Below are 20,673 nucleotides of genomic sequence, written 5' to 3'. Positions count from 1 at the left end.
GGAAAGAAATGAATAGCTTGTTTTGGGTAAATTTGTTGATCGGCTGCGGGATGCTGCTGAGCGGCTTTAAGCAGTTGCCGGTGACTTTTAGCTGGCGGAAATTGGCGGTGATTTTTCTGGCAAGCGGGAGTCTACTCCTGGTTGAAGGGATGCTGGTCAGAAAAGAGTTCGAAACGGCGCTGGTACTTTTTGTGATCGCGGCTCTCTATTTGCTGCTGGGCCTTGCCGGCTTGGTCATGATATTTGTTAAAAAGGACCGGCAAGCTTTCACCAGCGAAGATTGGCGCGATTTCGCGGCCGTCTTGATCATCAGCGCCTTGCTGGCCTTCTACTTTTTGCGGGATGCTGCTTTTGACTTATCCAGCATGCTGCTGCCAGAAGCAATGTTTCTCGCTGGCCTGCTCCTGGTCTCTTGGGCTGTTAAAGCCGGGAAAAATTGATTAATGTAAAAGTGCTGAGCGAAGGCTCAGCACTTTTTATGTCCATTTCCAAAAAAGATACCATTAGCATAAAAAAGAGTATATTTTCAGTAAAGAATGAAAAGTTAAAGCAAGGTGAGTGAACAATGAAAAAAGAAATTCCAACCCTGCCCTTCAATTCCTCGCAAGGAATGATCATGCTGGCCGCCAGCATCTATAGCGTAGCCCTGTCCTTCATAGTCCAGGAGTATGTTTCCAGCCCCGCGGTCAACAGCTTGGTCAACAACATCAGCGTTGCCGTAAGCGTGGCCTTTGCCCTGGCTATCGGCAGCTTCGTTGACCAGCATGGTGCCTGGCGGATCCTTTTTTTCACCACCTTGCTTTCTGGAATAGCCTGCCTGCTTCCGCCGCTGATTTTTGACCTGGACAAGGCGGCCTTCATCGGCGTCTTGATTGTCGTCGACATTGTCATTTCCGTTATCAGCGAGTTCGACAACGCCGCCAGAACCGTCTATATCGTCCGCAAGGAGAACCGGGAGGCCATTCCTTTGGTGCAGCAGGGGATCAGCTCGCTGAACTCTATCGCCTCAATTGTCGGTTATCTGCTGGTTTTCGTGACCCTCAGCTTCGTGGCTTTGCCCAACTATCTCTACCTCTGCGCCGCCCTTTACCTGCTGGCCCTTTTAATCTGGCTGCGGGTGCCGGCTGACCAGGTTGTGGCTGATGCCCAACCCTCCTTCAGCTTTTCCATCTTGGCCCGCGACATCCGGGAATCAGTCAGCATCGTCTTTAAAAAAAGGCATTGCCTTGATCTTTGCCGCCGAAGTCCTTTTTACCTGCCGGAACCAACTGGTCATGAGCCTGGTAATTTTAAAAATCGGCCGCTATGATCCCAAGTTCAAGTCAATCCTGGTGATTGGCCTGGGCATCATCTTAGCCGTGGCTGTCGGTGCTGGCCTCAACCGGGCCGTGGTCAGCCTGCCTGCTGGCCACAAAAAGCTCTCTGTCCTTGCCTTGATCGTCCTTTCTGCAGGGGCAACCTACCTAAGCGGCGGGGCAGGCCGCCAGCTGTCTCCCTTTGTTTTCGGCCTCCTGCTTGGCAGCATTTTTGGTACCGGCATCCCCGTCTACACCTACCTGGAAACCAGCCGGATCATGAAAACTCCCGCCGCCTACCAGGGACGGAGCACGGCCTTGCTCCGCTTCGTGGGCATCTTTTTGACCTTGATCATGGCCCTGGCCCTTAGCTTCTTTGAAGGCCGGGTAAAGAGCAGCGTGGCCCTCTACTTCTCAGCTGGCGCCATCATCCTCCTCGTCATCTTCTGCCTGGTATTGCTCCAGTCCAGCCGCGAAAAAAACGCCTAATACGCAAAAAAATCTCTGAGCTGCTCGCTCAGAGATTTTTATTTGCTTACTTGCTTGGGTGGCTTGGTACGGAAACCTTGCCGGCCAGAATCTGGCTGCGGGCAATTTGTGCCTGCTTCCAAACTGAGTCAGCCACGTAGCCCCGGGTCAGGTAGACACCGTTGTGCTTCAAGCCGTAAACCAGCTGTTTGCCGCCCGGGAACTTGCCCTTGGCTGCCTTGGTCGCGATGTCCTTGACCGCCACGTTGACCCCAGTCATCACGCTGGTCAGGCAGAGGTTGGACTTCTTGCCGTCCTTGGACTTGTACTTGCCCAGGCTGGACTGGTCAGAGTCGACCCCGATGACCCAGACCTTCTTGCTGGAGTTGGCAGCCAGGCCTTCGTTGACTGACTTGGCTTCACTGAACAAGCCTTGGCCGGCTGAACCTGAAGCGTGGAAGATCACGTCCGCCTTCTTGGCAAACATAGCCTTGGCAATTGACTTTTCCTTGTCAGCAGCCGTAAATGAGCCGACGTATTGGTTCAAAACCGTGATCTTCTTGCCCATCTTCTTGGCCGTGTCTTGCACGCCCTTGGCAAAACCAGCATCAAACAAGTCGACGATGTCCCCGTGAACCCCGCCAATGAAGCCAACCACGTTGGTCTTGGTGGTCCGGGCCGCAACTACCCCGGCCATGTAGGAAGCATCCTGGGACTTGAAGTTGGCGGAAGCCACGTTCTTTTGCCCCTTGATCACATCGTCGATAATGACGAAGTTCTTGTCAGTGTGCTTCTTGGCTGCTGAAGCAATCGCGCCCTTAAGTGAGTAACCAACGCCAAAAATAGTCTTGTAGCCGGCCGCAACCGCCTGGTTGATGTTTGGCGTAAAGTCAGAAGCTGAACTTGATTCAAAGTATTGGTAGCCGTTGGTCCCCCGCTTTAAGCCCTGGGACTTGCCGTAAGCCACCATCCCTTCCCAGCCGGACTGGTTGAAGGAGTGGTCGTCAACCCCGGCAATGTCAGTGATCAAGGCCACGCTGGCTGAGCTCTTCTTGTTGGAGCCGCCGCCGTTTTGCTTTGCCCCTGAGCAGGCTGTCAAAGCAATCCCCGCTGCCAAAACAGTACCAGTGGCCAAAACTTGCTTGAATTTGATTTTCTTCACGATAAAATCCCCCTTAAATTTAACACGATTACGATCTTATCAATATTTGGTAGTTGTGTCAAAAGTCCACCTACTAGATAAAGTGTTGATTTGACGGGATTCCTGTTTTTGCCAAAATGCCCTCAAGATATATGGCTCTAAGCTGGAAGGGCATACTAGAAAAAATAAAAAATTACCTGGATTTTCCCAGGTAATTTTAAAAAGTTAAAAGACATTTAGCAGTTTGCAAATTGCCAAGGCAATGTAGCTGGCCACGATCAGGGCCATCACGGTGAAGTGGCGGAGACGGTTCATGACGAACATCCCGGCAAATTCCCGCAAAACCGCGTTGGGCAGGTAGTAAGGGCGGGTGTAAGAGCCAATCCCATTGGCGTCCAGCCCCGCCTGCTTGGCAAAAATTGCTGCCCGGAAGACGTGGTAGTTGCTGGTAAAGAAGCAGGCCTTGAAGTTGTCATTGCCATAGTCGTTGTAGGCCACGATCTGGGAGAATTCCATGTTCTGCTCGGTATTTCTGGACTGGTCTTCCAGCAGGATCAGTTCCTTTGGGACTCCCCGCTTGATGGCGTAAGCGGCCATGGCTGCCGCTTCAGAGATTTTTTCATTCGGGCCCTGGCCGCCGGACATGATGAACTTGGGCAAGGGCTGGCCCTTTTCCTGCTGGTGGTAGGCAAACTGGATGGCCCGGTTGATTCTGGCCGCCTGGATGTTGGAAATCTGGTCCCCATGGATCAGGCCCGCTCCCAAAACGATCAGGTAGTTCTGGTGGTAGCGGCGGGGGACTATCTGGTAGAGCAGGAGGTTGACCAGGAAGTTGTACATGACGGCCGCCAAGTAAACCGCGATCGTCGGGAAAATGTCCAGGATGAGGCGTAGGCCGGTCGGCGTGCTGCGGGTGAAGTGGCCGATGAAAATGAAGATCCAGAGGCCCAGCATGGCTACCGCCAGGATCAAGGTCAGCAGGTTGGGCAGGGTGTGGCTCTCATGCTTCAAGACCACGTAGGAGTTCCATAAAAGCAGGATCCAGGAGAAGGAGACGATGACGGCCACGGTTACTGCCAGGATCGCCAGGACCCAGAGGTAGACCTTGCGGAAGCTGGGCAGATTGGTGGCATAGACCAGGAAGGTGAACCAGGCCCCCAGCGAAGCGATGAAAAAGGTGAAAAAGACCCCGTTGATCAGGCGGCGCGGGTCGCTCAGCCAGGAGAAAATAAAGGTTACCGCGGCGATCGCCACCAAAATGGTGAAGTAGCTGAAAGCCCGGTTCTGGCTGAACAGAAAGAGCAGGGTATTTAATCTAGATGGCATTTTTTAGGTCCTCGTCCATATCATTTAGAAAATTGGTCAAACTTTATTATAATAGAGGATAAGAATTTTTTTGAGACAACAAGGTGACAAACGTGAAAAAAATTGGGCATTATCTCTTTTACCTGATCGAAATCGCAATCGTGTTCGCGCTGTACACGACCCTGCAGGAGTTTTACTTCTACCCGGACATCTTTGGCTTCGGATCGGCTGAGGCCTTCATCCTGGCCCTCTCCACCGTCCTGGTCTTCTGGTTCAGCTTCTGGCTCTATAAGGGGCAGCTGGATGACAAGAACGAATGGGGCTTCAGCCAGGACTTCCACTGGGATTGGCGGAAGCTGGCCACCTCAGTCGGGGGCTTCTTCTTGATGCAGCTGCTCTACATCCTCTTGATGAACCTGATCGGCGGCGGGGTCTCCGTCAACCAGCAGAACCTGGACGACCTCCAGCAGACGGCGGGCCCGACCTACAATATCATGGTGGTCCTGGTTGCCCCGGTTATGGAGGAAATCATCTTCAGAGGGATGTTCTTCAACCTCCTCTTCAACCATGCCGGCAAGGTTGCCAAGTGGGCTGGGATCCTGGTTTCCGGTTTCTTCTTTGCCTTTGCCCACAATCCTTTCTGGTCACCATATCTCCTGGTTTACTGGATGATGGGGTCAGTCCTGGCCTGGGTCTACATGACCACCAAGGACCTGCGCTACTCCATGGCCACCCACATCATGTGGAACATGCTCAGTCTTTTAGGCTAGGCAAAAAGAGAAAAGATAACTATAAAGATAAAGAGAAAACTATCTATATACATAAAAAGCAACGAAGCAAAGCTTCGCTGCTTTTTAGTTTTACGCTTCTTCTTTTTTGATGTAGTGGTTGAGCATGATTGGGGAGATAACCGTCGTCAAAATGATGACCAGAATCAAGCTGGAGTAGATGTCCTTTGGAAAAAGGTGGTGGGCAATCCCGATCTGAGCCACGATCAAGGCTACTTCCCCCCGGGAGACCATCCCAGCCCCGACGATGCTGCCTTCCAGGGGCTTAAGGCCAAAGGCTTCTGAAGAGTACTTGCCGGCCCAGTACTTGGACAGAACGCCCAGAATGGTCATAACTACGATGAAGAGGAAGTCCTTGCCGATGGAGGCAAAAGTCATCGACAGGCCAATGTTGACGAAGAAGGTTGGAATGAAGACTGAGTAGCCGATCGCGGAAACTGAGGAGTTGACTTCAGCTTCCTGCTTGGTCTGCCGGATGGCCAGGCCGCCGAAGAAGGCCCCGACTACGGCGCTCAAGCCGACTAATTCAGCAATGTAGGCCATGCCCAAAGACAGAATCAAAGAGGCGATGACCACGGAGTAGTTGACGTTGATTTTTTCCGCCAGCTGCATAAACTTCGGCGCGATGAACTTGTAGACCAGCCAGACGAAGACAAAGTAGAGGGCTTCAAAAAGCAGGTTCAAGAAGAAGTTGTCGGTCAAACCCGACTTGCCGCCTTCATGGCTGAAGGTGGTGAAGAGGCTGAGGACGATCACCGCCAGGATGTCATCGACCACCGCTGCCCCCAAAATCGCCGTTCCGGCCTTGGTCTGGAGTTTCCCGGTGTCACGCAGGACTTCTACTGAAATGGAGACGCTGGTGGCCGCGAAGACGATCCCGATGAAGAGGGCTTCCAGGAACTGCATCCCGAAGAGCATGGAGGCTCCGCCAATGAAAAGGATAGGGAGGATAACCCCGACCGTGGCCACCGTGAAGCTGATCTTAAAGTACTTCTTCAAGAGGTCCAGGTCGCTTTCCATCCCGGCTAAAAACATCAGCATGATGACCCCGATGTCGGAAAAAAGCGACATCGTTTCATTAGGGTGGATCCAGCCCAAAAGAGCCGGTCCCAGCAGGATCCCTGATAAGAGCTGCCCAATGACCGGGGGCCAGTTGAAGCGGGCAAAGACTTGCCCCAGCAGGGTCGTCATCAGCAAGACCAGTATCAGTTGTCCAATAAATTCCATATTGACCTCCGTTTCAAAAAAGGGCTGGCAAGCAAAAAAACTCCCAAGAAAAAGCTTCTTGACCCAAAGAAGCAAATTCTTGAAAGTTTTGAAACTCCAACCTCTGAAAGTGTTATGTTAACTAATAATACTTTAGCAAGAAATTGGAAAAAAGACAAATTTTACAAACCGGTCTGTTTTGGATTCTTCGGTTCGGTCTTGGCCAAAAGGGCTAAGCAGATGGCGATCATGTCGACCACTTCCTGCAAAACAGCGCCCCAGAAGGCTGGGATAAGACCCGTGAAGGCCACCAATTCCAAAAGGATAACGACTACGATGGCAGTGATGACGTCGACTTCGGCCACTTTCATGGTGTGCTTGGAAATGGCCACGGCATCATTGATCTTGCTCAAATCGTTGACCATGATGACCGCGTCGGCGCTTTCGCTGGCCGCGGTGGCACCCTTGGCCCCCATGGCAATGCCGACATCAGCAGCCGTCAAGCTTGGCGCGTCGTTGATCCCGTCCCCGGTCATGACGACTGGGCGGTTTTCAGGCGCCACGTTCTTGATTGCTTCAATCTTTTGTGCTGGCAAAAGGCTGGCCCGGACATCATCGACGCCGGCCACGTCAGCAATCGCTTGGGCAACATCCTTGTTGTCCCCGGTCAGCATCATGATGTGCTTTGCGCCTTGCTTGCGCAGGCGGGCCAAAGTTTGCGGAGTTTCTGGCCGCAACTGGTCCTTGAAGGTGATGCAGCCGGCATACTTGCCGTCAACAGAAACGTAGACAGCAGTAGTCTTGGCCTTGTTTACGTTAGCGTCTGGCGCTACGTAGGAAAGCTTGCCGACCATGACGGTCTTGCCGTCAACGGTCCCGCTGACCCCGTTACCGGTTGATTCCTGCAGGTTGCTTACGGCTTGGATCATGGACTTGTCAGTCCCTTGAACCAGGGAGTTGGCGATAATGTGGCCGGACTGCTGTTCCAGGCTGGCCGCGTAGCTTTGGATGGTTTCCTTGTCAAAGCCATTTTCCGGCAGAACGTCTTGGATGACCAATTGGTTCTGGGTCAAAGTACCAGTCTTATCGAAGGCAAAAGTCTTGGCCTTGGCAAGTTGTTCCAAGGTTGGACCGGACTTGACGATGATGTGGTGCTTGGACATGGAGCTCATCCCCGCTACCAGAGCAACTGGAGCGGCGATCAAGAGCGGACATGGGGAAGCAACGACCATGACTTCCGCGAAACGGGTGAAGTCGCCGGCCGCAACCCAGGCAATGATCCCGATAGCTAAGGAAATGATGGTAAACGGCACGGCGTAGCGGTCGGCCATCTTGACGAATTTGGCCGGCTGGGCGGCGGAGGACTTAACCAGTTGTACGATAGACTGGTATTCAGAGTCCTTGGCCAGTTTCTTGACTTCCATGGTTACGGCAGTTTCACCATTAAGTGAGCCGGACATCAGGTCATCGCCGACCGTTTTGTCAACTGGCACTGATTCACCAGTTAAGGATGACTGGTCAAAAGCAGAGCTGCCTTCGATGATAGTCCCATCAACTGGCACCTGCTGGCCCGGCTTGATCAAAACATGGTCGCCGATCTGCAGGTCGTCAACCTTTACTTCAACCACCTTGCCGTCAACCAATTTGCCAGCTACCCGCGGGTTCTTGTCCAAAAGGGCCCGCAGTTCACGGTCGGCTTGGCCGGTCGCGTAGTCTTCCAGGCTTTCGCCACCAGTAGACATGACCAGGATCATCCATTCAGCCCAGTAGTCCCGGGTAATCATCATGGAAATGACCGCGATCAGGGCCAGGACGTCGATGCCCCAGTGTCCTTCTTTCAAGTCATTAAACATTTCCTTGGCTAAGGAGAAGCTGACGTAGGCACCAGCAATGTCGAACAGAACTTCCGCGATTCCTGGAATGTGCAGGACATTGTCAGTGATCAGCCCAATCGCCCCGAGAACCAGGACGACAATGAATTTCCATTGGCGTTTCATGATTTATTCCTCCCATTAAAAGTAAGGAGTGTGAACACACACACTTTTTTATCTTAAAAGACAATATATCTTATTAGATATATTTTAACACAAATTGGATGTCTTACACTGGAAATGCTTATGATTGTATTGTTAATTTTCTGCTTCAAGCTTGAGGACCTGCTTTTTGTCAATCGTGACATAGTGGTCGTCAAAAGTATGGGCCAGGTAGTTGAAGGCCTTAAACCATTCCCGCCGGGTGATCATCCCTTGAAAGACTCCCTGGTCGTCGACGACAGGGAGGAAGTTGTTGTCAACCAGCAGGTGAAGCTGGGTCTCCATGTCTTTTTCCGTAAAGTTGACGGAAACGAAGTCGGTTTCCATGACGTCCTTGACCTTGTACTTGTTTAAGGCCTTGACAGAAATGCCATCCAGGTCCAGCATCTTGTCGGTGATCATGGCCAGGCTCAAAAGGCCGGTGATCTGGCCTTTCTTGTTCAAGACGGGAATTTTGGCGTACTTGACCTTGGTTAAGATCAAGAAGGCATGGTAAAGGGGATTGTCTTCTTCAACGATGGCAATCTTGCTGGCCGGAATCAAAAAGGAACCGGACTTTTCCGCGATAACGCGTTGAATAGCTGCTGAAATCATCAACCTAATTCCTTATATTTTTTCTATGCTAAAAAACGTTTTGACATAATTTAAGTATAAGACTATTTGGAAAAAGAAAAAAGAAAAAGGCCTGCTCGCGCAGGCCTAATTGGTTTTCATCTACTTTGGAGGAGTAAGAATGAATGAAATAAAAAAGTGGGAGTATTTGTAACGAGTTCTACCAGCTCGTTACATTGTTTATCATACAGGGTAATTCTCAATAAAGGGTTTGGAATTCCTTAACAAAGAGTAAAGAATTGCTTGCGGATCTATAAAGAACGAAAAAGGCCTGTCAAGGCAACAAAAAAGCTCACGCAACGCACGTGAGCCGAAAGGGATAGATATGAATCGACTATGGAGTCAGTCGATATTTTTCATTTACTTTGGAGGAGTATGAATGAAAAACAAAAAGTTGAGTGTAGTAACAAGCTCTCGCTTGTTACAGCTATTATATTATACTGGAAATGTGAACAAAGTATGACGTTTGGCAAAAAAGTTCAAAAAAAGCCAAAAAAATTGCTTCGCCCCTGGCCAGGCTTGTTAAGATAGAGGGGAATTTTCTTTTTTAGTGGAAAAACTTGCAGAAAAGAGGCTGAAAGGAGGGCCAATGGGTAAAAAAGATAGAAAAAGCGGAAAAAAGCTGGTCAGCCGGAAGAAGCATCACTTCCGCCGGAAGCTGCGCCTGCTGATTTTTAACCTTATCCTGCTGGCTGGTCTGGCGGCCTGGGGCTACTACTGGGCCTACCCGACTTACAGCAAGTGGCAGATGAAGCAGGCCATGCTGGCGGCTCGGCCCAAGGTGACCAAGGCCAAGGACGGGACCAGCACCAGTCCGGCCTGGCACAAGCTGAGGGCTTACCGAAAGGCGATTAGGGACAATTACAGCTTTGTCTACCAGGCCGCCTACCAGACCCCGAAAAGGACGACGGTGGGCCAGGACGTGGTCATTCCAGGTTTGATCTCGACGCGGAGTTATGACTACCAGGCTAAAAAGATCAGCGCGACTAACGCCATGACTCCCCAGGGGATCGCCGTGGTCTACAAGTATCTGCTGATCACGGCCTATGACGGCCAGCACCGGCATGCCTCGGTCATTTATGTTTTGGACAAAAAGACGGGGAAGTTTTTAAAAACGGTCCGCTTGCCCGGCCGCCAGCACTTGGGCGGGATCGCCTATGACCCTGAAGGGATGCAGATCTGGCTGACCGGGTCAAAGGACGGGCAGTCGGCCTTGATGTCTTTTTCCTTGGCCAAATTGATTGAATACGTGGCCAGCGCCAAGACCAGCGATCAACTTGTTTATGACCATGAGATTCCGATCAACTCAATCGCCAAGGCTTCAGCTCTGACTTATTACGATGACCAGCTCTTTGTCGGCTACTTCAATGAAAATGGCCACGGCAAGGTTGCCAGCTACAAGCTTGCCCGGTCCGGCCAGTACAAAAACACCATCACCACCAGTGAGATTTCCAGCATCAACGAGTCCGTTTCCTGGTCTGACCCGGACGGGACGGCCAGCATGAACAAGCAGATCCAGGGTCTGGCCATCTACGGGGACAAGATCTTCCTCAGCCAGTCATATGGAAGCAAGGATTCCAAGCTCTACATCTTCCCGATCACGGCCGTGAACAACCTCGACGAGTCAAACGCCGAGCAGGTGGTCAGAATGCCGCCGTACTTAGAGCAGATCACGGTCTACAAGGGCCAGCTGCTCTGCCTTTTTGAATCGGCCTCCAGCAAGTATGCCCGCCAGGATATCACGGTCATGGACCGGACCTTGTCGGTCAATATCGACGCCCTGCTGGACAATAATTAACAGACAGCAAATACAAATAAAGGAGACAATATTATACATGGATAGTAAACTTGCCAAAAAAATCATCATCGACGTGCGGATTTCCGGCTGGTCCTGCTTGCTTCCGGCCAGCGGCCTGCTCTACCTCTACCAGGTCACCCACTACGCCAGCTTCTTGTGGGGCCTGGCCCTGGTCGTTTTGTACGCGGCCTACGTGTTGGCGACCGCCAAGCTGGACAAGTGGCATTCACCAAGCTATGTCTTGCGGATGAGCTTGATTGCCATGTTCTTCGTTGGCTTTCTGCCCTCGATTCCGCTGTTGTTTTGCTACAGCCAGGAGCGCAAGGCCGGGCTTAAATAGCTTTTTGCAAAAAAATAACGGGAAAATGTTGCTTTTTGTATTTTTTAATACTTTAAGAAATGGTAAAATGTCAGAAGACTGTGAACGAAATATGAATAATGTGTTACAGTTTACTGTAATCACGTAAGTGAGTTGTGTTGTTTCATTCTGTTGGGATAGCAGACCTGGTGAAAAAGAAGAGGAGATGAGCTTGATGGAAAACAAGACACCAGCCAGCCGGGGGAAGATCATCCGGTCCTTTATTCTGCGAACCTTGCTTTACAGCCTCATTTTATTAGGCTTGGTTTATCTGTATGAATATTGTGGCTTGGGTTCAACCGGCTTTATTTACAATGAATTTTAGGAAAGTTGAGTGGAAATGGAAATGAGAAATATTGTCAAGACGATCGATGAGATCGCGCAAAGAGAACCAGACCGGGTAGTTTACGACTACCTGGGTCAAAAGAACACCTACGCTGACTTGCTCAAGCGGGCTAACGCCTGGGCCGCCTTGTTAAAGGAAAAGGCAGCGGCCAAGGTACCCGTCATGATTTGGGGCGGGCAGACTTTTGACATGCTGGCTTGCTTTTTAGGTTGTGTAAAGAGCGGGCACTGCTACGTGCCAATCGCTGACTATTCAAACGCTGAAAGAATCGACCTGGTCAGAGAAGTCTCTGCTTCCCCGGTCTTGATCGCCATCAGCGAATTGCCAGAAGTTGACTTGGGCGACTTGACCCTGCTGACGCCAGACGACGTTCCGGAAGAAGGGCAAGCTGACGAAGCAGACTACGTCAAGGGCGACGAAAACTTCTACATCATTTGTACTTCCGGGACGACCGGTAAGCCCAAGGGGGTTCAGATCAGCCACGACAACCTGGTCAGCTTCGTTGACTGGGAACTGAAGGACTTTGACCTGCCAGAGCATCCGCGCTTCTTGGCCCAGGCCCCTTACTCCTTTGACCTGTCAGTCATGAGCATCTACCCGGCCCTGTTGAGCGGCGGGGAACTGGTCGTTTTGCCGCACGAAGTGACGGAAAACTTTGCCCAGCTCTTCAAGGCCCTGCCGGAAATCGACGTAAACGTCTGGGTATCAACTCCGTCCTTTGCTCAAATGTGCTTCCTGGACCGGACTTTTGCTTCCAGCCACCACGCCGGCCTCAGCCACTTCCTCTTCTGCGGGGAAGAACTGCCCCGCAAGGAAGTTGAAATGCTCAAGAAGCGGTTCCCGGACAGCCGGATTTTTAACACCTACGGGCCAACTGAAGCCACCGTGGCGGTCACCCAAGTGGAGATCACCCCGGAAATTCTGGAAAAATACGACCGCCTGCCAATCGGCTACGTTAAGGAAGACACGGAAATCACCATCGACCTCAAACAGGGTGATGACGGCAAGAGCGGGGAAATGATCATCGCCGGCCCGTCAGTCTCCAAGGCCTACATCAACAACCCGGAGAAGACTGAAGAAGCCTTCTACAAAGAAGACGGCGTGCAGCACTACCGGACCGGGGACGTGGGCTACTTTGACGGGGACCTGCTCTTCTACAAGGGCCGGATCGGTTTCCAGATCAAGTTCAACGGCTACCGGATCGAACTGGAAGAAATCAACTTCTACATGAACCAGAACCCTTTGATCCGCCACGCGGTTGCCGCCCCGATCTACAAGCCTGACCACACGATCAAGCAATTGGTGGCCGTGATCGAATTAAACGACGGGGTCAGCCGCAAGTACGATGAAGGGGAAATCACCAAGCAGATCAGAGACGGCCTGGCCAAGGACGTGATGCCGTACATGATCCCGCAGCGCTACCTTTACCAAGAGGCCCTGCCGATCTCCCAGAACGGGAAGGTCGACATCAAGGCGGTCATCAAGGAGGTTAACCAGGCGTGATAAATCTGCAACCATATGAAAACCCGCAGTACTTTGCCTACCTGCTGGTCGCGCTTTTGCCTCTGATCATTGGCCTTTACTTCGGCAAGCGCTATAAGTGGTACGAAGCCCTGGTTTCTTTGGCTTTCATCTTCCTCATCTTCGACGCGGACAAGTGGCAGCAGGGGGTAACCTTGATCTGCTACATCGTCTACCAGTTCCTGGTGACTTTTGCCTACCAGCACTACAGGCAGAAGACGGGGAAGGCCAACAAGACCTGGGTCTTCTGCCTGGCCGTGATCCTGGCCATCCTGCCTTTGGCGGCGGTCAAAATCTGGCCGGTCATTCCCCACAAGCAGGGGATCGACTTAGGCTTCTTAGGGATCTCCTATCTGACCTTTAAGACGGTCCAGGTGGTCATGGAGCTGCGCGACGGGACGATTAAAAAGGTTGATCCGGTAATGTACGCCCGCTTCCTTTTGTTCTTCCCGACCATCTCCAGCGGCCCGATCGACCGCTACCGCCGCTTCGTCAAGGACTATGACAAGGCGCCAAAAAGGGAAGACTACATCAAGGATCTCTCTTACGCGGTCAGATACCTTTTCCAGGGCTTTTTGTACAAGTTCCTTTTGGGCTGGTTCTTCGGGACCTACTGCCTGCCATATCTTGAGCAGCAGGCCATCCTGGCCGGGCGGATGCATCCCCTGCACCTGTCCTGGTGGCTCTTAGGGGTCATGTACTGCTACTCAATGTACCTGTTCTTTGACTTCGCGGGCTACTCCCTCTTCGCCGTGTCGATTTCCTACTTTATGGGCATCCACACGCCGATGAACTTCAACAAGCCTTTCGCGGCCCACAACATCAAGGAATTCTGGAACCGCTGGCACATGACTCTGTCCTTCTGGTTCAGAGACTTCATCTTCATGCGCTTCACCTTCTTCGCGATGAAGAAGCGCTTGATCAAGAACCGGAACCGGCTTTCCCAGGTGGCCTACCTGGTCAACTTCATGGTGATGGCGGTCTGGCATGGTCTGACCTGGTACTACATCGTCTACGGTCTTTACCACGCCCTGGCCATCATCATCAATGACATCTGGCTCCGCTTCAAGAAGAAGCACAAGCTTGTCAAGCACAACAAGTTCACTGAAGCAGTGGCGATTTTCGTGACCTTCCACGTGGTCTGCCTCAGCTTCTTGATCTTCTCAGGCTTTTTGAACAACCTGTGGTTCAATGTGCCGCTGGGCAAGTAATTTTTAAAAAAATCAACAGAAAACAAAACAGAAAAAGAAACAGATCTAGAGAAATAGATTGAAAAAGAAAGAGGAAAATCATGGATATTCAAAAGCAAATCGTTGACATTTTAGCTGAAGCAACTGGTGAAGACTTCTCAGACAACATGGACCAAGAACTCTACGAGAGCGGGATCATGGACTCCATGTCCACTGTGCAGATGCTCTTGACCCTGCAGGAAACCTTCGACATCACCGTTCCGGTTTCTGAATTCAACCGCGACGACTGGAACACCCCAAACAAGCTGGTTGAACAGGTGAAGAAACTGCAAGATGAAGAATAAGACAAAACTTTGGCTGATCTTTGGGCCAGTCATCTGCGCGGCACTCTTGCTGATCGGGATCTTCTCCCTGCCTTGGGAGCGGACCTTCTCAGCGGGCAGCCTCTTCCAGGCAGCCGCTTCGCAGACCACGACGGTCTTCAAGGGCAAGGCCATGCGGCAGAAGGCCTATAAGCAGGGCTACGTGCCTTTCTATGGGTCAAGTGAATTGTCGCGTTTTGACAACATGCACCCGACTGTCCTGGCCACCAAGTACAAGCGTTCCTACACGCCTTTCCTGCTTGGGGGAGCGGGCAGCCAGTCTCTGGCCCAGTACTTGGGGATGCAGGACGCGCCAAGCAAGAAGGCCGTGGTGATCATTTCGCCGCAGTGGTTTACCGCCCAGGGGCAGAACCCGGATGCCTTCGGTCTTTACTACTCGCCTCTGCACGCCAGCGACTTCATTTTGAACGCCAAGGACACGGAAGCTGACCGCTACGCGGCCCGCCGTCTGTTGCAGATGCCGAGCGTGAAGAGCGAGCACGTGATCAACCACGCCCTTTTGGAAATCGCGGCTGGGGTAGGGATCTCTAAGAATGAGCGCTACTACCTCCGCTGGCGGCGGCGGATGTATTCCAATGAAGACAGCTTTTTCACCTCCCTGCAATTGCGCGACCGCCTGCCAAAGATCGAGCAACAGGGGAAGAAGTTGCCGGACACTTACTCTTACGCGGGCTTGAAGAAGGCCTCAGAGAAGGAAGCCAAGAAGAATACCAAGGGCAATCCTTTTGGCATCCGGACCGGTTTTTACAAAAAGCGCCTGAACGCCAAGCTGCTCAAGAAACTGAAGGGGAGCCAGAAGAAGTTCAACTATGTTGAATCTCCGGAATACTCCGACTTCGAGCTGCTTTTAAACCAGTTCGCCAAGGACAAGACCCAGGTCCTCTTCATTATTCCGCCGGTTAACGCCAAGTGGCAGAAGTACACTGGCTTGTCACAGAAGATGTACAACACGGCCACGACTAAGATCAAGCACCAGCTGATCAGTCAGGGCTTTGACAACATCTACGACCTGTCCAAGGACGGCAAGAAGAAGTACTTCATGGAAGACACCATCCACCTGGGCTGGAACGGCTGGCTGGCCGTTGACCAGGCCGTCAAGCCGTTTATGGAGCAGAAGTACACGGAACCTGAGTACGCGATCAACGACTACTACTTGACCCAGGCCTGGCGGAAAAAGAAAAAGCTGCCGACGGTGGCTTTAACTAACAAAGACGTCCTGGCAAAACTAAAAAAATAAGCTTTCGGGCTGAAAAGATTGTCCGAAAGCCAGTTTGAGTATATAATCTATCTTGTGTCAAATGCTTAGGCTGTTTTCTCCGGTAGCGAAAGCAGCCCTTAATATGTGGTTTGCTTTGGCACGCACTGTGTGAGCCTGATTCCAATGTTGGTGGAATTGGGCTTTTTTGTTTGCTATTCAAGCCAGTCGTAGCGGCTGAAGAACTGTTCCAGCTGGTAGTCGCTGCCGTTTTCGCTGTCCTTGAGCAGCTGGGCGATCCGTTTTTTACCCAGCTTTTTGACCAGCAGATTCTTGATGGCCTGGTTGATGATGGCGTCCCTGTCTGTCCCGCTTTCCTCCTGGTAGGATTCAAGCAGGATGGCCAGGTCGTCGTCCAGGTTGAATTTGACTTTAGTCATGTGGCTTACCTCCTCACTGCTTTTAGGCAAATTATAACATTCTTAAGCATTTTCCCGCCTTTTTGGCAAAGAAAATTGACCTGGATCAATTTTTGCTGAGAAAAAACTTGCTATACTTAAACTATCAAAAAATAAGTGAGTTCGATGGGGAGGTAACAAATATGGTTAAAATGACTTTCAGCCCGGAAGCTGGGGAATTTTTGCAAAAGAAGCGGGGAGACAAGACAGTCTTGCTCCTGGCCTTGAATGACGGGTCAAACAAGTACTCACTGCAAGGCGGGACTTGCACGATCGGGGCCAACTTCCAGTTCGTCGCTTTGGACCAGGCTGACCCGGACTACCAAATCAAGATCGACAACGCTTTGGGTTTGGACCTGTACACGGGCCAGGCGGAAATGGGCTTCTTAGATGACAGCTTGAGCGTTGGTGAACAGTACGGGATGCTGTCCTTGAGCGACGGCAGCGGCCTGATCGACAGCGCGGTCGGCGTCAACGTTTACGTGCCAAGTGAACTTACCGCTGAACAGATTCAAAACGGCGCCAGCTGCTAAAGAACGTGAAAAAACATGACTTCGGAACTTGCCGGGGTCATGTTTTTTGATTTGGTCAGATTAATTTTTTCTAGGCAGGTTGGTGTCGTTTTCGGCTTCTTTAATGGCGATTTCGTTGGCGCGGAGAATTTTGATCCGCTTCTCCAAAGTTTCCCTGGTGTAGTCAATTACCAGTTTGGTGAAGGGGGCTTCGTTGCCGTTTTCCTGGTAGTCGCTTAAGGCTAGCATGTACTGCTCCCGGGATTTCGCGTCGGGCTGGATGTTGATTACCGGGTAGCCGCTCTCTGTCAAAGCAAAGTTCATCAAAAGGCGGGCGGTCCGGCCGTTGCCATCTGAGAAGGGATGAATGCTGACAAATTTCCGGTGCAGGTCAGCCGCGTACTGGACGGGATGCTCTGTTTTTATCGCGCTTCGGGCCCAGTCGATCAGGTCAGCCATGGCTGAATTAATTTCAAAAGGTGCTGTGTAGTGTAGATGTTCTCTGCCTTTTGGCCATGCTTCTACTACCCGGTAGACACCAGCCATATTTTTGTTCTTGGCTGTTTCCAAAGTAGCTAGCCGGTTCAAGTCTCTGACTACGGCCTGGGTCAGGGGCTCTTTTTGCGTAGCCAAGTCGATCATGTAGTCGTAGGCTTGGCTCAAATTTACGGCTTCAAGGGTTTCAGTCAAAGATTTGCCATGGATGGTAATGCCGGCATTGATGATGGAGTCGGTCTCATACCTGGTAAGCGTACTGCCTTCAAGAGCGTTTGAGGTCCAGACGTGTTCCAAGCGGATGTCTTGGTTCAGCAGGTCAACTTGTTCTTTGCTCAAGGGCCGGTATTTGGCCATGTCATTTTTTAAAGCTGTCAGCTCAGCCAGTTCTTTAGGAAAAAGTTCAGTCATGCTTGTCCCCTTCTGTTTTTACTGGAATTAAGTCATTCTACCATCATTTTAACCGAAATACGGGGTCATGTTTTTTGATTTTGCTTGACAGAAGCTGGGAGAGGGATTATTATGACAACATGTCATATGACAAGTTGTCATATTTTTGTATAAGGAGCGGATAGATGACTGTTCTTGAATTAAAAGACGTCAAAAAGTACTACAAGATGCCGGGCGGGGGCCAGTACGAGGCCCTGCGCGGGGTCAATGCGAAATTTGACGCCGGGGAAATGGTCGCCATCGTCGGGGAATCAGGGTCAGGCAAGTCGACCTTGATGAACACGATCGGGGGCCTGGACTCTGACTTTGAAGGGGCTATTTTATACGAAGGGAAGAACCTGCGCGATTTTTCCCAGAAGGAAATGGTCAACTACCATAAGAAATCAATCGGTTTTATTTTTCAAAACTTCAACTTGATCCCCCACCTAGACTTGATCGACAACGTGTCAATTGCCATGACCCTGTCCAACGCGGATGAAAAAACGCGGCGCGACCGGGCAGAAGAACTTTTAACCCAGGTGGGCTTGAAGGATCACATGCACAAGAAGCCCGACCAATTGTCCGGCGGGCAGAAGCAGCGGGTGGCCATTGCCCGGGCTTTGGCCAATGACCCGGACGTGATCATCGCTGATGAACCGACTGGGGCCCTGGACGCGGACACGACTGACGTGATCTTGAACATGATCAGAGATATCGCGGCTTCGGGCAAGCTGGTTTTGATGGTTACCCACTCAGACAAGGTGGCCAGCCACTGCAGCCGGGTTCTGCGGATCGACCAGGGACAGATCGTCAGTGACCAGGAACAGAAGCCGCTTGATCACCACCTGGAGAAGAGAACTGAAGTCAAGATCCAGCAGATGAGCCTCTTTAAGGCGATCTCTTTGGCTTTTAAGAACATGAAGGCCAAGTTCGGCCGCAACGCCCTGGTTTCAACCGGGATGGGGATTGGGATCATGTCCGTGATTCTCATGCTCAGCCTGGGCAAAGGGGTTACCTCTTACGTCAGCGGGCAGATGAACACCTACTCTAACCCTTTGGTGGCGGAAATCCAGAAGACTTCCAGCCAGAAGATGCGCCAGCAGGGGATGCAGGCCCAGCAGACAGGGGACAAGGCAGCTTTGGCCAAGCAGCAGCAAAATAATATGGCCTCTTTGTCCGGGACCAGCAGCGCTTCGGCTTTTAGCAAGAAGGATTTGAAGAAGCTGGAGAAGATTTCTCATGTCAAAAAGCTGCAGAAGGGCTACAGCGCGATTTCCTTGGGGACTAACCAGCTGAAATATGGCAAGAAGACGGCCAGCATGATCTACCTCAAGACGGTCAATGACGGGATCGCCAAGTCAGAGATCAAGAAGGGCCGCCTGCCTAAGGCTGGAAAGAACGAAGTCATGATCGACAGCGGCAGCGCCGACAACTTGAGCAAGAAGATTTTAGGCAAGAAGGTCAAGGCGACTTTGCAGATCGGGACCAAGACCATCACCAAGACGGTCAAGGTAGTCGGGATTTATGAAGCTTCCGGCTCCGGCCAGGTCAGCACCCTGCTTTTGCCTTACAGCGATCTGAAGAAGATTTTCAAAGACAATGGCTTGACCTTGAAGCCAAATGTGGTCTACTTGACGGCAACTGACAAGCAGTACACTTCTTCCATCAAACAGGCAGCCAAGGACAAGGGTTTTGCCGGCTCAATGCAGGAGCAAATGACGGAAATGTTTGACAGCATCCTGAGCGTTTTGACTTACGTTCTGACGGCGATCGCGGCAGTTTCTTTGCTGGTTTCAGCCATCATGATTCTGGTTGTCTTGAACATCTCTGTAGTCGAACGGACTCAGGAAATCGGGGTCATGAAGGCCCTGGGTGCCCGGCGCAAGGACATCCGGCGGATCTTCTCCAGCGAAGCCTTTTTGCTGGGCCTGGCTTCCGGGATTGTCGGCATTGCTTTGACCTGGCTTTTGGCCCAGGGGATCAACAGCTTCACCCAGTCAGCCTTTAAGGCGGCCGTGGTCAGCTTGACCCCGCAATATGCCTTGACTGGTCTGATCATCAGCATTGTCATCAGCATGATCGCCGGGATCCTGCCAGCCAACCACGCTTCCAAGCTGGATCCAGTTGAAGCTTTGCGGAAGGAGTAAACAATGCCCAGCCAGACTTTTTTCAACCTGCCTAAGGAAAAGCAGGACCGGATTATGGCAGCGGCACGGGAGGAATTTTTCACCCACAGCTTCGATGAAGCTTCAATCAACCGCTTGATCAAGGCGGCGGGGATTCCCCGGGGGAGCTTTTACCAGTATTTTGACGACAAGGAAGACGTGTACTTTTACCTGGGTGAGCAGATTCAGCGGAAAATGCTGGTGGAAAGCCACCAGCAGCTGAAGGAATATGACTATGACCCGATAAAAATGGCTCGGAAAGTCCTGCCTTTGTGGCTTAAGGAAATTTTTTACGGGGAAAACAAGATGTTTTTCTACCGGCAGATCGACCTGCTCTACCAGCAGCATCTGCCGCATCCGCGGGCAGGCAATTATCCCATGGACCCGCTTGACTGTCTCAGCCGGGAAGAACTGGGAAAGATGGCGGAAAAAGTCAATCTGCAGGACCAAGGGGATTTGAAGTTCCTCCTGCACGCCCTGCTTTTAACGATGATCAGCTGTATTACTGAAGGAGCAGCGGATTACAAGGCCGGCAGGAAGGTTGACTTAGACAAATTGAAGCAGCAGCTTGACCGCCGGATCAGCTATCTGGAAAATGGCTTTAAGAAGAGCTGAAAACAAGTTAAGGGATAGGCAGAAACCGTGGATTTAATCCGCGGTTTTTCTTTTTTACCTGGAAATAACATTTTTTTGAAAAAGTTTTCCGGTAAAAATGACCTAAAAGCGAACTAAACAGCAGCTTCTTCCGGTTTAAGCCAGATAAAATTAACCAAAAGCCAAAAGAAAGAAAAAGTAAAAATGACAACGAAGCCGTGCGTTCACATAATAAACCGAATAAACTAGCCGATTTGACGAAAGAATAAAAAGAAGGTAAAGTATTATTTGTCTTGAAACGAGCCAAGTGCTTGAAACAAGACAAAAATAAATATCAAAAACTTGTTGACAAGAATCAAACAAGCGAGTAAGATATAAAAC

Annotated in this window: 21 protein-coding genes and 1 other annotated feature; of the genes, 14 read left to right on the top strand and 7 right to left on the bottom strand. The window is 51.2% G+C overall.

Annotation, left to right across the window (positions count from 1 at the left end):
• The first annotated feature begins 8 nt into the window (after nucleotides 1-8).
• The 3 genes from ACI32D_RS03155 to ACI32D_RS03145 all read left to right on the top strand — a co-directional run bounded on the left by ACI32D_RS03155 (nucleotide 9) and on the right by ACI32D_RS03145 (nucleotide 1,784).
• Nucleotides 9-440 carry a hypothetical protein gene (locus ACI32D_RS03155; RefSeq protein ID WP_439775198.1) on the top strand — a complete coding sequence of 144 codons (432 nt, stop codon included), beginning with the start codon at nucleotides 9-11 and terminating at the stop codon, nucleotides 438-440.
• A 125-nt stretch (nucleotides 441-565) separates the two neighbouring features.
• Entirely contained in the window at nucleotides 566-1,309 is a 744-nt protein-coding gene (locus ACI32D_RS03150; RefSeq protein ID WP_439775197.1) for an MFS transporter, read from the top strand.
• A complete protein-coding gene (locus ACI32D_RS03145) occupies nucleotides 1,275-1,784 on the top strand; it encodes a hypothetical protein (protein ID WP_439775196.1) in 510 nt (169 codons plus the stop codon). Before ACI32D_RS03150 ends, ACI32D_RS03145 begins: the two co-directional genes overlap by 35 nt.
• A 46-nt stretch (nucleotides 1,785-1,830) precedes the next feature.
• Here the strand turns inward: ACI32D_RS03145 and ACI32D_RS03140 are convergent, their stop codons facing one another.
• On the bottom strand, nucleotides 1,831-2,925 hold the full coding sequence (locus ACI32D_RS03140; protein WP_439775195.1) for a BMP family lipoprotein: 1,095 nt from the start codon (nucleotides 2,923-2,925) through the stop codon (nucleotides 1,831-1,833).
• 204 nt (nucleotides 2,926-3,129) lie between these two features.
• Nucleotides 3,130-4,230: a YdcF family protein gene (locus ACI32D_RS03135; protein WP_439775194.1), complete on the bottom strand. Its 1,101-nt coding sequence runs from the start codon at nucleotides 4,228-4,230 to the stop codon at nucleotides 3,130-3,132.
• Nucleotides 4,231-4,322: 92 nt separating this feature from the next.
• Here ACI32D_RS03135 and ACI32D_RS03130 point away from each other — a divergent pair, with 92 nt between their 5' ends.
• Nucleotides 4,323-4,979, top strand: a complete 657-nt coding sequence (locus ACI32D_RS03130) for a lysostaphin resistance A-like protein (RefSeq protein WP_439775193.1) — start codon at nucleotides 4,323-4,325, stop codon at nucleotides 4,977-4,979.
• A 90-nt stretch (nucleotides 4,980-5,069) separates the two neighbouring features.
• Here the strand turns inward: ACI32D_RS03130 and ACI32D_RS03125 are convergent, their stop codons facing one another.
• From ACI32D_RS03125 to cbpB, 3 genes are all read right to left on the bottom strand, one after another.
• A complete protein-coding gene (locus ACI32D_RS03125; protein WP_439775192.1) occupies nucleotides 5,070-6,224 on the bottom strand; it encodes a cation:proton antiporter in 1,155 nt (384 codons plus the stop codon).
• Nucleotides 6,225-6,277: 53 nt separating this feature from the next.
• Nucleotides 6,278-6,326 (bottom strand) — a sequence feature (sodium ion sensor (DUF1646 type); this cis-regulatory element may regulate processes involved in with the transportation of sodium ions).
• Nucleotides 6,327-6,385: 59 nt separating this feature from the next.
• Nucleotides 6,386-8,200 (bottom strand): heavy metal translocating P-type ATPase, encoded by a 1,815-nt coding sequence (locus tag ACI32D_RS03120; RefSeq protein WP_439775191.1) that lies wholly within the window; start codon nucleotides 8,198-8,200, stop codon nucleotides 6,386-6,388.
• Nucleotides 8,201-8,332: 132 nt separating this feature from the next.
• Complete coding sequence (gene cbpB / locus ACI32D_RS03115) at nucleotides 8,333-8,830, bottom strand: cyclic-di-AMP-binding protein CbpB (protein ID WP_439775190.1); 498 nt, start codon at nucleotides 8,828-8,830, stop codon at nucleotides 8,333-8,335.
• A 607-nt stretch (nucleotides 8,831-9,437) separates the two neighbouring features.
• Here cbpB and ACI32D_RS03110 point away from each other — a divergent pair.
• The 7 genes from ACI32D_RS03110 to dltD all read left to right on the top strand — a co-directional run bounded on the left by ACI32D_RS03110 (nucleotide 9,438) and on the right by dltD (nucleotide 15,681).
• A complete protein-coding gene (locus tag ACI32D_RS03110) occupies nucleotides 9,438-10,646 on the top strand; it encodes a YncE family protein (protein WP_439775189.1) in 1,209 nt (402 codons plus the stop codon).
• 37 nt (nucleotides 10,647-10,683) lie between these two features.
• A complete protein-coding gene (locus ACI32D_RS03105; protein WP_439775188.1) occupies nucleotides 10,684-10,986 on the top strand; it encodes a hypothetical protein in 303 nt (100 codons plus the stop codon).
• Nucleotides 10,987-11,179: 193 nt separating this feature from the next.
• A complete protein-coding gene (locus ACI32D_RS03100) occupies nucleotides 11,180-11,329 on the top strand; it encodes a teichoic acid D-Ala incorporation-associated protein DltX (protein ID WP_439775187.1) in 150 nt (49 codons plus the stop codon).
• A gap of 21 nt (nucleotides 11,330-11,350) precedes the next feature.
• Entirely contained in the window at nucleotides 11,351-12,853 is a 1,503-nt protein-coding gene (gene dltA, locus ACI32D_RS03095) for a D-alanine--poly(phosphoribitol) ligase subunit DltA (RefSeq protein WP_439775216.1), read from the top strand.
• Nucleotides 12,850-14,082, top strand: a complete 1,233-nt coding sequence (gene dltB / locus ACI32D_RS03090; protein WP_439775186.1) for a D-alanyl-lipoteichoic acid biosynthesis protein DltB — start codon at nucleotides 12,850-12,852, stop codon at nucleotides 14,080-14,082. The genes dltA and dltB overlap by 4 nt, the downstream gene beginning before the upstream one ends.
• A gap of 80 nt (nucleotides 14,083-14,162) precedes the next feature.
• On the top strand, nucleotides 14,163-14,405 hold the full coding sequence (dltC, locus tag ACI32D_RS03085) for a D-alanine--poly(phosphoribitol) ligase subunit DltC (RefSeq protein ID WP_035162154.1): 243 nt from the start codon (nucleotides 14,163-14,165) through the stop codon (nucleotides 14,403-14,405).
• Nucleotides 14,395-15,681 carry a D-alanyl-lipoteichoic acid biosynthesis protein DltD gene (dltD, locus tag ACI32D_RS03080; RefSeq protein WP_439775185.1) on the top strand — a complete coding sequence of 429 codons (1,287 nt, stop codon included), beginning with the start codon at nucleotides 14,395-14,397 and terminating at the stop codon, nucleotides 15,679-15,681. Before dltC ends, dltD begins: the two co-directional genes overlap by 11 nt.
• 173 nt (nucleotides 15,682-15,854) lie before the next feature.
• Here the strand turns inward: dltD and ACI32D_RS03075 are convergent, their stop codons facing one another.
• Nucleotides 15,855-16,079, bottom strand: coding sequence for a hypothetical protein (locus ACI32D_RS03075; protein ID WP_439775184.1), 225 nt, complete (start codon nucleotides 16,077-16,079; stop codon nucleotides 15,855-15,857).
• A gap of 161 nt (nucleotides 16,080-16,240) precedes the next feature.
• On the opposite strand from ACI32D_RS03075, the gene ACI32D_RS03070 reads away from it, so the two are divergent.
• Nucleotides 16,241-16,630, top strand: a complete 390-nt coding sequence (locus tag ACI32D_RS03070) for an iron-sulfur cluster biosynthesis family protein (RefSeq protein ID WP_439775183.1) — start codon at nucleotides 16,241-16,243, stop codon at nucleotides 16,628-16,630.
• A 60-nt stretch (nucleotides 16,631-16,690) separates the two neighbouring features.
• On the opposite strand, the gene ACI32D_RS03065 is transcribed toward ACI32D_RS03070, so the two are convergent.
• A complete protein-coding gene (locus ACI32D_RS03065; protein WP_439775182.1) occupies nucleotides 16,691-17,515 on the bottom strand; it encodes a Fic family protein in 825 nt (274 codons plus the stop codon).
• A gap of 164 nt (nucleotides 17,516-17,679) precedes the next feature.
• Between ACI32D_RS03065 and ACI32D_RS03060 the strand changes: the two genes are divergently transcribed.
• On the top strand, nucleotides 17,680-19,680 hold the full coding sequence (locus tag ACI32D_RS03060; RefSeq protein ID WP_439775181.1) for an ABC transporter ATP-binding protein/permease: 2,001 nt from the start codon (nucleotides 17,680-17,682) through the stop codon (nucleotides 19,678-19,680).
• Between the two features lie 3 nt (nucleotides 19,681-19,683).
• A complete protein-coding gene (locus ACI32D_RS03055) occupies nucleotides 19,684-20,313 on the top strand; it encodes a TetR/AcrR family transcriptional regulator (protein ID WP_439775180.1) in 630 nt (209 codons plus the stop codon).
• Nucleotides 20,314-20,673 lie beyond the last annotated feature (360 nt).

The organism is Lactobacillus sp. (assembly GCF_051873315.1).
GTDB lineage: Bacteria > Bacillota > Bacilli > Lactobacillales > Lactobacillaceae > Lactobacillus.
Note: the sequence above shows the minus strand (reverse complement) of the source record. Positions and strands in the feature narration are given on the sequence as shown.